Genomic DNA, 14305 nt, shown 5'->3' on the forward strand with positions numbered 1-14305 from the left:
GTAGCTGTTCCCAGAGATTATCGGTTAATGCTTGTCTGGCCATCTTTCCTGAATACCTAACGATTGCTAAAATATAGACCTTATTTTAGCGCCTATATATGCTTTTTCCAATTAGGGACACGCCCTAGTGTGTAACGCATAAAAATACCCCATAAGTTGTGTCCAACTTATGGGGGTCAGTTCACAATAATGGCGAGGTTTTTTATGAGAATAACCTATCAAATCTGTATTACTAAAAGGTTTTGGTTAATAATATCGTTGCTGCTTTTTCATCTCGATCATCATAATAAGCAAAGTTACTTGATGTGGTTTCGTAGTCGAATACCAGTCGCGGTGTGAGTCCCAATAAAGTAAAGTCGCGTTTCCATACTTGTAAACCTAATGAAGTGGTTTTATCTTCTCTTGTTGAGCCAGGTTCCCCGCCCACAGCATTATAATAGCCGTTCCATGCCCCACTTCCTGCTGTATAGGCATCTGCAGGATCGTCATATTTCTTAATGCCATATCCTAATGTTGTTAGTGTAGAGATACCTCGCTTCCATTCTCTACCCCAACCGGCGTTGACAGAGTTTCGATCGTAACTAATAATGCTGGATTTGGGTACATCATTTCGATAGTTACCTAAGCCGCCATAAAAATACTCTTTGGCGTCCTTAATGTAGAACGCATTTAATCCTAGAAACCTTCCGTCTGTTTCACGATTTGCATTACTATCATCCTCGAATGTTTCGTTAGAAAAAATAGTCGTTGCTGATAGTTTTAACTTTGGCTTCACCCAGCGTGAGCCGCTTATAGTTACACCTTTACGTAAACTATAAGGCTCTTCATCATAGTAGCGCTTGGTCACAAATGGCGTCAGAGAAACATCGTTTTTTGCATCATCATAGCCAACGCCTGCAGAGGCAGTTAATAGGTAATCGTTATAATCAGTTTGGTCCCAATAGCCTTTTAAAGACGCATTACCGCCTACGGTAGCATAGAAATTATTGGGCAAATTAAAGCGTTTGTTTGCACTGCCAGAGACCTGAATACCGTTGGCTGACTTTTGCTCAACAGAATTACCCAACTGCGATTGAATAGTCTTCGATGGTGCATCGTTTATATTGTTATCTCTTACATAACTTGCAGAAGCATTAAACTGCCATTTTTCTGAATTTTTTATCTGAGACAATGAATTTTTAACCCTAGCCATCACAGGAGCCGGAAGATCAACTGCCTGTAGCTTTAAAAACTGCTCTTTGGCAGCAGCATACTGTTTATCTGCTTGCATGGCGATTGCCATATTGAGGCGTACGGGATGAAAATCTGGATCTTCTGCTAGCATACCGCGATAGATTTCAATGGCTTGCTTGTTTTTAGCTTCACTGCGATATATCAAAGCATCAGCGAACTTAATTAGCATTGGATCGTTAATCTCTAACGCTTTGTAATGAGGCAGTAGCTGCTTGACAGTTACCATATCTTGCGCAGCTAATGCATCATTCAAAAACTTGCTAAAAGCAGCTGGATTGGCTTTTAAAGCTTCTAAATTGTAAGCAGTTGCCTCGGCAAGTTTCTGGCGGCTTCTAATCGCATCTTGTGCTTCTGAATCTGAGATAACAGTAGAGGGTGCGGTAGGATCTGACACTGAGGTTTGGTTTTGCCGTTTGATAAGTTCAGCAGCTTGATCAAGCTCAGGTCCTATCTCTGGTAATTCTGGGTCGGCTGCTATAGCTGATAGAGAAATCGCCATCATTGATAGCAAGATCGACGCTGTGAGAGGTTTACGCATATATTGATTGTTCATAGGTATCCTTACCAAAGCACATTTGTTTACTTTATAAATTTAATCATCCTAAATGACTTTAATAGTTTAAGCGAGAAAAAAAGCGCCCTAAGACGCTTTTTTTTACTCTACACAGTCACAGCGATTTATTGCTTTTCAGCGCCAAAGGTTCCTTGGAATTTAGTACCTGTTCCAGCGACCGTTCCTTTACCGCCTTGCCCTGATGCATCTTGGTAGATACCGCCTAGGAAGTTTGCATCAGGACCATAGAAGCCACCAGCGGTATCAATCCCATTGGCATTACCAGCAAAGGTATTACCAGTGATGTCTGCATTAATATTGATTTGGTTACCAGCAGGCATATACTTGTAGCCACCCGCCGCAAAAGATAATGTGCCATCGACTGAGCCATTCACAAAATCAACATTGAAAGCAGAAGTACCGTTAATTGGAGCAGTAGAAGCATTGTCAGCCAAATGAATGTTCTCAATATAAGTTGCTACACCATTATATTGTGCCTTACCATCATTCACTTGTTTGAGTTTATCTATACCTGCTTGAGCAGTCAGATACCCTTGTACATAAACATTGGCTGCACGTGAGACGTCGCCTGCAGCTGAATCGAAGTTACCATAAACATGACCGACCTGCATCTGTGAATCAAAATTCTCATAAACAGCCTTATATTTATAAGTTGGATTGAAATTACCCTTTCCTGCATCTACCTTGATTTCACCACTTGCATTCGTCAACAACACTTCAATAGGTTTTAACACAGAATCGGGCTTGACCATGTCTGCACGAACGACACCCGTGTTGAAGCTCTTGAAGTTATCACCTTTACGATTATCTACTGGTACTTCAGAACCATTCTCCGTTTTCAGTTCAGTCCAAGCAGATTTATCGTCGCGAATTTCAACATAGCCGATAGCATTATCAAGCTGACCTTGGCCAAATGGTAACGTTTTCTCTTTACTACTCAGTGCAGTCGATTGGAAGCCAGTCATTTTCGACTCAGTAGGATCTGGTATTACCTCAACTGTAGGATCTACTTTAGATGCACCATAAGTGCCTTTGATATATTCCTTTCCAATCTCTCTTTCATAAACACCACCTAGTAAACTGGCACCTTTGCCATAAAAACCACCGACTGTACTAACAGCAGCGCCTTTCTCGCTTGCAAAAGTGTTGTCGGAGATAGTCGCATTGATATCGACTTGTTTATCAGCGAAATCTAGCTCACCTTTCACTGATTTGGCTACGAAGTCAACGTCGAATTTAGAGGTACCATCGACCGCTATTTTTCCGCCTTCTACATAGGTAGCCACACCTTTATAATTGGCCTTACCTTCATTGACATTGGTTAACTTGTCCATATCTCCAAGGTTGGTGGCATTACCTTGTACATAGGTACTAGAAAGGTTCCTATTGTATAATATGCCGTTCTTAATATTACCTTCCAAATGACCAATCTGCATTTGATCATCGAAGTTTTTGTATACTGAAGAGTAATTAAGATCTCGATTATGAACAATTTGTCCTAAACGACCTTCAAAAGAAGTACTGCCTTTATGTTCTTTAAAGCCGTTCCGGTTTTCACCATAGATTTTATCGGCAGCACCGTTATTAGCGCCTCTTAGGGTAATATCAATTGGTTTTAAAGATGCTCTCGAATCAACTTCATTAGCATAAACTTTTAATTTGTTATAGCTATTAGAGTTGTTATCAAAAATTCCATCATCAGAATCTACAGAAGTGCTTTGGAAACCCGATATTCTCGAATCTGGAGCAGCAAACTGATTACCAGCTACTACTGCTGCCGCTTCAGCCGCCTCTGCCCTCGCTATTGCTTCATCTCTTGCTGTTTCAGCATTTGCTTTAGCATTTAACGCTTCATTTTTAGCATTCTCCGCTTCTGTTTTGGCAGCTTCTGCTACAGCCTTAGCGTTCTCTGCTACTTTCTGAGCTTGTAGTGCTTTTTCTTTAGCTTCTTTTTGTGCTTGAGCATCTCCTACTGCTTTTTCAGCAGCTTTTTGTGCAGCTATTTGAGCACCTTCCGCGGCGGCTTGAGCTTTCAGTGCGGCATCTTTAGCAGCTTCAGCAGTTGTTGCAGCGGTTAAAGCAGCAGCTTCAGCAGCTTCAGCAGCTTCGGCGCGAGCCAATGCAGCAGCCAGACCACCATCACCGGTTCCGGCATTGGCTAAGGCAGCTTCTGCTGCTTCTAAAGCAGCTTGGTCTTTGACAGCATCAGCTTGGGCTTTAGCAGCGGCAGCGGTGGCTTTATCAGCAGCAGCTTGTACGGCTGCTAAGGCAGCATTGGCTTTATCAGCGTCTGCTTGGGCTTTAATAGCGGCTTGCTCTGCGGTCGTTTGTTTGTCACTCTTAGCACCATAAGTACCTTGAGCGCCATTACCTTCGTAGACACCGCCTAGGTATTGGGCATCACCACCAAAGAATCCACCTTCGGTTGTATAGCCTGCATTATTAGCAGCAGTACCTGAGAATTGATTGCCGTTGATGTCAGCGTTAATACCAATCTTACCGGCTTTAGTGAATGCCAAATCACCTTTTAGGTTTTTCGCAACAAAGTCTGCGGTGAATGCTGAGGAGCCAAATTCAATGGCTTGATCTAAACCCAGTTTGCGGTAGGTTGCATCGCCACTATAGTCAACTTTGCCATCGGTTGGAACGTTCGCCGCTTGAGTGGCATTACCAACCACAGCCACTCCATTTACTGGAAGTTGGTTTATGCCAAGGGCTGCTGCACCGTCGATGTGACCGATGCGCATGTCATCGCCAAAGTCTTTATAGGTTGAGGTATAAGTCAGCGGTAAAACGCCAAGGGCGGTTGTAATATCAGTGCTATCATTGTGCGATTTAAAACCGCCTTGTAAGTTGGTATCATCTGCGCCAGAGGTGGTGACGTTGACGATTGGTAATAGACCACCTGATGCAGTGTCTGCTCGGGCTTCAACGCTGTTACTGGTGGCGTTAAAGTCACGGCTAGTAGCGGTAAAGGCGTTAGGTAGGCCAGCAGATGATGGATCGATACTCAATGACTGAGCACCACTCTTCTTCGATTCAGGAGCGTTCTTAATGGTGGCAGCGGCTAAGGCGTCTTTGGCAGCTTGAGCAGCTTGCTGAGCAGCGGTTACTTGGGCGGCAGCTTGAGCAGTAGCGGCGGCCTGTGCTTGCTGAGCAGCAATGGTTTGGGCATTGGCGGATTCAAGGGCGGCTTGTCTGCGATCAACTTCAGCTTGTAGAGCGGCTGCATTGCCACCACCTGAGGCAAGCGCAGCCGCTAAAGCTTGTTCTGCTTTAGCTAACGCTTGTGCGGCAGCAGCTAAGTCGCCTTTGGCTTTGTCAGCTTCGGCTTGGGCTTGTGCCGCTTTTTGTTTCTCAAGGGCCGCTTGTGCTTGAGCAGCTGTTGCTTGTTGATTGGCGGTATCTGCTTTGGCATTGGCTGCGGCGATCGCGGTAGTAGCATCAGCTTTAGCTTTAGTTGCTTCAGTTTTAGCTTTAGCTTCCGCAGCTTTAGCAGTGGCAGCATCAGCATCAGCTTTGGCAGCTTGTGCTTTTGCATCGGCAGCTTGTTGATTGGCTACTGCTACTTTCTTATCCGCTTCAATCTTAGCATCACCAATGGCTTTAGTTGCCGCAATTCTCGCAGCTTCTGCCGCACCTTCCGCAGCGGCTTGAGCTTTCAATGCGGCATCTTTAGCAGCTTCTGCCGTTGTGGCAGCGGTTAAAGCAGCAGCTTCAGCAGCTTCAGCAGCTTCGGCGCGAGCCAATGCAGCAGCCAGACCCCCATCACCGGTTCCGGCATTGGCTAAGGCAGCTTCTGCTGCTTCTAACGCAGCTTGGTCTTTGACAGCATCAGCTTGGGCTTTAGCAGCGGCAGCGGTGGCTTTATCAGCAGCAGCTTGGGCGGCTGCTAAGGCAGCACTGGCTTTATCAGCGTCCGCTTGGGCTTTAATAGCGGCTTGCTCTGCGGTCGTTTGTTTGTCACTCTTAGCACCATAAGTACCTTGAGCGCCATTACCTTCATATACACCGCCTAGGTATTGGGCATCACCACCAAAGAATCCACCTTCGGTTGTATAGCCTGCATTATTAGCAGCAGTACCTGAGAATTGATTGCCGTTGATGTCAGCGTTAATGCCAATCTTACCGGCTTTAGTGAATGCCAAATCACCTTTTAGGTTTTTCGCAACAAAGTCTGCGGTGAATGCTGAGGACCCAAATTCAATGGCTTGATCTAAACCAAGTTTGCGGTAGGTTGCATCGCCACTATAGTTGACTTTGCCATCGGTTGGAACGTTCGCCGCTTGAGTGGCATTACCAACCACAGCCACTCCATTTACTGGGAGTTGGTTTATGCCAAGGGCTGCTGCACCGTCGATGTGACCGATGCGCATGTCCTCGCCAAAGTCTTTATAGGTTGAGGTATAAGTCAGCGGTAAAACGCCAAGGGCGGTTGTAATATCAGTGCTATCATTGTGCGATTTAAAACCGCCTTGTAAGTTGGTATCATCTGCGCCAGAGGTGGTGACGTTGACGATTGGTAATAGACCACCTGATGCAGTGTCTGCTCGGGCTTCAACGCTGTTACTGGTGGCGTTAAAGTCACGGCTAGTAGCGGTAAAGGCGTTAGGTAAGCCAGCAGATGATGGATCGATACTCAATGACTGAGCACCACTCTTCTTCGATTCAGGGGCGTTCTTAATGGTGGCAGCGGCTAAGGCGTCTTTGGCAGCTTGAGCAGCTTGCTGAGCAGCGGTTACTTGGGCGGCAGCTTGAGCAGTAGCGGCGGCCTGAGCTTGCTGAGCAGCAATGGTTTGAGCATTGGCGGCTTCAAGGGCGGCTTGTCTGCGATCAACTTCGGCTTGTAGGGCGGCGGCATTGCCACCCCCTGAGGCCAGTGCAGCCGCTAAGGCTTGCTCTGCTTTCGCTAACGCTTGTGCGGCAGCAGCTAAGTCGCCTTTGGCTTTGTCAGCTTCGGCTTGGGCTTGGGCCGCTTTCTGTTTTTCAATCGCCGCTTGTGCTTGAGCAGCTGTTGCTTGTTCTTCCGCTTTAACTTTAGCTTCTTCTGCTGCTTTTTTTGCAGATACTTCTGCTTTAAGTGCTTCTTCTACTTCTTTCGATTTATCTTCCGCTGCTTGAGCACGAACATCTGCCGTCTTTGATTTCTCTTCAGCATCTTTCATCTTTGTGACTGCATCGGCTGCTGTTTTCTTAGCCAAATCTACTTCTGACGCAGATGCTTTTGCAGCCGCTTCAATTTTCGTTACCGCCTCTACTCTTGCAGCTTCAGCAGCGGCTTTTGCTTCAATAGCTTCTTTTTTTGCAGCGTCAATAGCAATTTTAGCTGCAGTAGCGGCTTTCTCTGATTCTTTACCAAAACCTTCTTCGGCTGCTTTTAAGGCAGCTTGTGCGGCTTTGGTTTTAGACTCAGCAACTTTAAGCGCTTCTTCGGCTACTTTGGTTTTTGCTTCCGCTGCTTTAATAGCTTTTTCAGCTTCGCTAATAACACCAACGCCTCCGTTACCGCTACCTCCCGCATTACCTTCATCTATGGTGGTTTCCGTGTCACCATTCCCCGGTAAAACCGGTGTTGGCTTCGGAGTAATAGTATTATCTCCGCCACTAGACGAACACGAGGCTAGAATAATAGCAGTTAAGAGAACCACACTAGCTTTAAGCGGGGTATTTAATTTTCTTGCTGTCGATACAGCTGTAATTGAATGACGGTTAGGTGACATTCGTCTTCCTCCATGAAGAGTTTAAAATAGGATATAATCATGCAAACATATGTTCATTAACATGTATAGATAAACAAATTGTACAAAAGAAGTCAATAATTATTAATGAAATATTGTCGATTGTAATATTTAGTTACCAATTAATCCTAAGAGACGAATATAAGCTTTAATCATGATATAAGATGTATCAAATTAGACATACCAAGTATGATTTAACAACTAAAACATAGAATTTCCTTTAAGAAAATTAATTGAAGAGCCCTTTATTAAGGTATTAAATTCATGTACTTAGGATTTAAATAAAATAAAATCTATATAAATTTTAAAATATTTAGCTAAATTATGAGAAACAGTTAGAGAAATAGATGGCTAATCAAGTTAAATACAACCTATTTAAGTACTAAGAAATTATTTGTTAATATAGTTAGTTCTAAATAAAAAGAGTACAGCCATTACAGCGTGCTACTGGTATAAATTCTGCTTGCGTGCTGCGTTCCCAGAGGCTGCACAAAATTCATCCCAGTAGCACTGTATTTATTTTATAGTGGATTGACTATATTGAAATAACAGTCCCTTAGAATATTCATTGCCTTAAGATATAACCAAATAAAAAGGCTGTAATTTTGAACTATAGTTCATATAAATAAATAATGAGTAAATTACCAACACTTTAATAAAATAGACTTTTGTTAAATTAAAATATCAGTATAAAGTTTTATTTTATTATTTTTTATTAAAAAATTTTACTTTTAAAGAAATTTAATGTAGAAAAAAGCGCCCTAAGGCGCTTTTTTAATAAAACTATAATTTTAAATAGTTATAACTATTTGACTACTTTTTCAGCGCCGAAAGTACCTTGGAATTTCGTACCTTCACCTGGTAGCTCACCTTTACCGCCTTTAGTTGGAGCGTCTTGGTAGATACCGCCAATGAAGTTAGCGTCTTCACCATAGAACCCACCTGCCGTGTCGATGCCATTCTGATTACCAGCGAATGTATTGCCACTAATATCAGCATTTATCTTAATTTCATTACCAGCAGGCATATACTTATAATCGCCATCTTTAAACGTTAATGTACCATCTACTTTACCGCCGACAAAATCGACATTGAAATTGGAAGTACCATCAACTACTGCACCACCGCGGTCAGTATCGCTTAAATGTAGGTTTTCCATATAGGTAGCAACACCGCTATACGCGACCATACCGTCATTGATATTGTTATCAATGTTGTACTTAGCCAAGTCTTTCATGTACTGCATGTCTTCAAGGTTGGTGCCATTACCTTGTACATAGACAGTAGAAACTCGGGCAAAAGCACCGCCCATGAACCCAGGATCACCATAAACATGACCGATCTGCATCTGTGAGTCAAAGTTTTTATAAACAGATGCATAGTCTAAGGTTAGTGTTAAAGGACCCTTTACTTTAGTCGAGCCATTGTACACCTTAAAGCCATTACCATAATCTGCGTCATCTTCTCCGGTTAGCTGGACTTCGACCGATGCTTTCACAGAGGCAGGCTTGGTCATATCTGCACGGGCTATAAACTTATCGTAGCCGGTAAAGTTATCACCTGTACGATCATCTATTGCAACGTTTTCACCATCTATTATTTCCGTATTCGTAAGCTTTGCGTCCCAAACATAGCTTGATTTATCATCACGTATCTCTGCATAACCGACAGCATCATCTGTCAGCGAACCTTTTTTCTGGCTACTCAGTGTATTGCTTTGGAAGCCTGTAAACTCAGTATCTGGCTTTACATCTGGGTTGGCTGGAAGCTCTGGATCTACTGGATCTACTGGATCTACTGGATCTACTGGATCTACTGGGTCTACTGGGTCTACTGGGTCTACTGGGTCTACTGGGTCTACTGGGTCTACTGGATCTACTGGATCTACTGGATCTACTGGATCTACTGGATCTACTGGATCTACTGGATCTACTGGATCTACTGGATCTACTGGATCTACTGGATCTACTGGGTCTACTGGGTCTACTGGGTCTACTGGGTCTACTGGGTCTACTGGGTCTACGGGTGTTGCACCTTTGCTAGCGCCATAGGTACCTTGAGCACCATTGCCTTCATATACCCCACCTATGTATTTGGCATCATCGCCAAAGAATCCACCTTCGGTTGTGTAGCCTGCATTTTTATCGGCAGTCCCTGAGAATTGGTTACCCTTGATGTCAGCGTTAATACTAATGTTACCGGCTTTAGTAAATGCCAAATCACCTTTTAAATTTTTAGCAACAAAATCTGCGGTGAATACCGATGAACCATATTCAATTGCTTGGTCTAAGCCCAGTTTACGATATGTTGCATCACCTGCATATTGAACAGTACCATCTATGGGCATATTTGCAGCTTTAGTTGCATTGCCAATAGCAATAACACCATCTACAGGAAGCAAGTCTTCATCTAAAGCTGCACCGCCATTGATATGACCAATGCGCATGTCATCGCCAAAGTCTTTATAGACTGAATCGTAGCTTAAAGGCAAAGTAGAACCAAGTGCTTCAACTACGATCTCCGCGCTACCTTGATGTTTTTTAAAGCCATTGGCAAGACTAGTGTCATCTTTGCCTGATATAGTAACTGACACTTTTGGTAATGTACCTGCCGAAGCACTATCAGCTCTCGCATCAATGGTAGAACCATCTTCATTAATATCAAAAGTACGAGTTGTGGTATTAAATACCTTGCCTAATGGTGCTACATCGATATTTAAAGATTGAACACCTGTTTTATCGTCTTTATCTACTTCTGGTGCTTCAGGCTGAGGTATAGGGGTAAAAACATCTTGAATTTTATAGGATGGTTCATCATTAGTAGCACATGCTGCCAATATTAATGATGTCAAAAGTACCACACTAGCTTTTAGCGGGGTATTTAGTTTTTTAACTGTAGATATAGCTGCGATTGAATGACGATTAGGTGACATTCTTCTTCCTCCATGGATGATTGATAGATATTCCGTTATCTAATAATGGTAAGACCGATATTTAAGTAAGATGTATAGATAACTCATGTCATTTACAGATAAAATTTATAACGACTAATAGTGATAGTTATTAATAAACAATCATGCAAACATTTATTTGTGAGGTGTTAAGTATTTATATAATTAACACCTTGGTATCCAATACGATAATAGTCCTTCATAAACCTCACTTAATTAGATAACTAAGTTTCTAAAATATTATTTAGGACAAAGCGATATATGTTGCACTATTGACTTTGATAAGACAGCTTTACACCAGCGATGTATCCATCATTATCTTCAAACTTACTAACGATGCTACCGTTAGGTAATTGTCCTGTCGCATCTCCAAATTTTAAGTATTTACCACCAACTGACACAGCCCATTCAGGTGTGACGTTATATTTCACCCCACCACCAATACTATAATAACCATCAATAGTACCCAATGAACTGACAGGGTCTCCTGCGCCAGAGTCATAGCCAATGACCACTGAGCCCGCGAGTTTTTCATTAAAACGCTTAGCTAAGCCAACATCCACCTTCCATTGGTCTTTATCGTAAGACAATAATGGCAGACCTTCGGGAAAAGACGCTTTAGAGTAAGCATTGTAGAATGGTGGAACAATAGAAAAGTCGCTCCATGGTACCCAGCGTACATCTAATGTACCTAGTAACTGATACTTCTCACTCAAACCAGTCTGGATGTTTAAATTGACTGATTCAGGTGTAGTAACTGTGGCATTGGTATTAGCATATTCACCAATAGACTTGCCATACTCGGAATCTGGATCGATACCTAGTTTTTCTAATGCTTGTCCTTTTAGGCTAGTACCTAGCAGTGGGATTCTTTCACCAATGGCTGTTTTATGCTTAATTTCAGAACGGTATGTTAGTGCCGCATTCAATGCAATCTCAGGCTTACTGTAGGCAAGACCTGCAGCCCAACCATAGGCTGTATCATTATTTACATTTGCATCATAGCCCGTCAATGGACCATAGGCGTTACCTCTAAGATGTACTCCTGCTTCTGCTTTTTGGAGTACTGGACCGCCATATACTTGAAAGCCGTTAGATTTATAGCCTATTAGACCTGTCCATGTTTCAGTATGTACACTCACATTGGTGTTTTTATTGTAGTTAGGATCATTGATTGACGGATTAACTGCTGATGAAGAAGGTAGGATGACTGGTGCTGAAACCGGACCTTGATTGGGATCATTGTTCCCTGAATCAGCAATGATAGGTTGGCTAGGATCTGAAACAAACGCACTTTTGCCTGTATACTCTATTTCTGCGCCCCATGGCTCATCATAGAATAGACCGATACTAATGTTTTCATTCACGTCTGTTTTGACACCATAACGCATAAAACTATAAGAATCTTGAGTGATATTGCCCGTATTAGCACCTTTTACATACTCGGCTTCAGTTTTCGTAATTCCTAGAGACTCACCATTCGGATACTTATTGCCAGCACTATCGTTACCAGAGATATCAGTATCAATATAAGCAAAATCAATCTCTGCATAAGTACCAGGGTTAAAGAAGCCTTTAATATCTTGCCCTGACCGATCAAGACCAGCAGCGTGACTCATGCTAGCTACAGAAAAAGCAGCGATGGCTAACGTAAGCGTTTTTAAATGAAAGGTGGTGCGCATTGTATATCTCCAAACATCCCAGTTGTTTTACCTTTTGAACAATCAAACTATGCTGGTTATCGATAAAACCTACAAAAGTCCAATCATATGTTCGGTATCCTAAAAACATACTAGTATTTTTTCTACATGAAATCAACAACAAAAGTACGTTATTTCGCTATTGTGACTGACCAGTACATAAATTACTTAGATAAGTATCTGAAAGTTATTTTCTAACTTTGCTCAGTATTATTGATAACTAGAGGTTGAAAGTGAATGGTTTCTGTCTTTCAGACTTTTTATGCGCGACTATAAATAATAATTTAGTGCGAGAGAATAAAACTTTAATTCTTTTAACTACTATCCCTTACCAATTAATAGACAACAAAAAAGCGACCCATAATGGATCGCTTTTTTTATTTATCTATAATATTGAAATTAACTTTAGAAAAAACTATTTAAAGTTTTACTTTCCTTGATAAGAAAGTTTCATACCAAGGATATAACCATTATTATCTTGGAAATCACCAACGATTTTACCAGTAGGTAATTGACCTTTGGCATCACCGAACCATAAGTATTTGCCACCGGCTGATACTGCCCATTCAGGTGTGACGTTATACTTCGCGCCAAGACCAACACTATAGTAGCCATCGATAGGACCTAGTGAAGTTGTTATATCACCAGCACCGCTATCCCAACCGACCGCACCACTAACCGCTAAAGCTGGTGTTAGACGTTTAGCAAGACCAAGCTCTACTTGCCATTGGTCATCTTCATACTCAACTAAGTCTAAACCATCAGGATATCTGGTCTGACTAACTTTATTATATAATGGAGGGGTAATTACGAAATCGCTCCACGGCACCCAGCGTACTTTAGCAGTAGCTAGTGTGGTTGGGTTGATACCAGTTTGAAAATCAAAGTTTACTGACTTAGGTGTTGTCAACTCCATTTCACTATTGCTATTGGCTGCTCTTGCTCCTGCTGCTGCTGCCTGTTCTGGAGATAATCCTGCTACGATAGCATCCGCTTCAGTTACGAGACCTGCTACTGGATAGTTCTCGTTAATTTGTAAACTGTGATCAATCTCAGAGCGATAGGTCAATGCTGCTTTTAAGGCAATCTCAGGCTTGCTATAAGAAACACCAGCTATATAACCATAATCTTGATCAGGACTTACATATGCATTATAGCCAGTTGCTGGGCCGTAGGCCAATCCACGTAATTTTATATCAGCTTGTACACGTTGCGCTACTGGACCACCATAAACTTGGAATTCTTTATTAGCACCAAATTTGGCACCGATAATGGCAGTAATACTTTCACTACGCACTTCAACCTTAGTCCCTTCGCCTGCTTTTTGTTGCTCAGCATCAACTATTGCTATTGCTGCTAAAAGATCGTCTCGCTGTTTTTTTAGCTTCAGGTTGTCAGGTGTTATTTTCAAAGTTCTATCTAAAATCCTTAGTAGGCCTCTAGCTTTTGTAATCGTAGTGTCTTGCCCTGATACTCCTACAAAAGAAGCATCAGGATCATTTTTTGACACAAAATTATTATCACCACTATATTCAGCAGCAGCACCAAATGGCTCATCATATAAGATACCAATACTAAAGGTATCATTAACATCCGTTTTTACACCATAACGGAAAAAGTCATAAGACTCAGCAATATCGCCGACTTTGTTACCTTTTTCATATGTATTACTAGTAGGCCCATTATTGGCACTATCATAACCACTGACATCGGCATCAATATAGGTATAAACTGCTTCTGCATATGTACCGTCTTGTAAGAATGCGGTAATATCTTGACCTGAGCGATCAAGACCAGCAGCATTGCTCATGCTGGCTATAGAAAGAGTAGCAATCGCTACAGCAAGAGTTTTTAAATGAAAAGTAGCGCGCATTGGGTATCTCCAAACATCCTCGTTGTTTAACCGCCTGCATAATTAATTATTCAGTATTGTTACTTGAAATATAAGATTATGTAAACGATGTCCTGAAATGAATAGTAATGACTTTTCCACACTAAAACAACAGCTAAAACACTTTATTTCTTGCTAATGACTCTTCAGTACAGCTATTACACCTGCATTAACAAACAATAGTTTATTTATATTAATATCAACATCTTATATAATTAA

At 42.0% G+C, this 14305-nt stretch carries 5 protein-coding genes; all 5 read right to left on the reverse strand.

Annotated elements, in window-relative coordinates:
* Nucleotides 1-232: 232 nt before the first annotated feature.
* Nucleotides 233-1786, reverse strand: a complete 1554-nt coding sequence (locus EPB74_RS05190) for a porin family protein (RefSeq protein ID WP_274903170.1) — start codon at nt 1784-1786, stop codon at nt 233-235.
* A 125-nt stretch (nt 1787-1911) separates the two neighbouring features.
* Nucleotides 1912-7527: a transferrin-binding protein-like solute binding protein gene (locus tag EPB74_RS05195; RefSeq protein WP_274903171.1), complete on the reverse strand. Its 5616-nt coding sequence runs from the start codon at nt 7525-7527 to the stop codon at nt 1912-1914.
* An 823-nt stretch (nt 7528-8350) separates the two neighbouring features.
* On the reverse strand, nt 8351-10477 hold the full coding sequence (locus EPB74_RS05200; protein WP_274903172.1) for a transferrin-binding protein-like solute binding protein: 2127 nt from the start codon (nt 10475-10477) through the stop codon (nt 8351-8353).
* A 287-nt stretch (nt 10478-10764) separates the two neighbouring features.
* Complete coding sequence (locus EPB74_RS05205) at nt 10765-12177, reverse strand: hypothetical protein (protein WP_274903173.1); 1413 nt, start codon at nt 12175-12177, stop codon at nt 10765-10767.
* 445 nt (nt 12178-12622) lie between these two features.
* A complete protein-coding gene (locus EPB74_RS05210) occupies nt 12623-14068 on the reverse strand; it encodes an outer membrane protein transport protein (protein WP_274903174.1) in 1446 nt (481 codons plus the stop codon).
* Nucleotides 14069-14305: the final 237 nt, after the last annotated feature.

Source organism: Psychrobacter sp. DAB_AL62B (assembly GCF_028895345.1).
In the GTDB taxonomy this organism is placed as follows: Bacteria; Pseudomonadota; Gammaproteobacteria; order Pseudomonadales; family Moraxellaceae; genus Psychrobacter.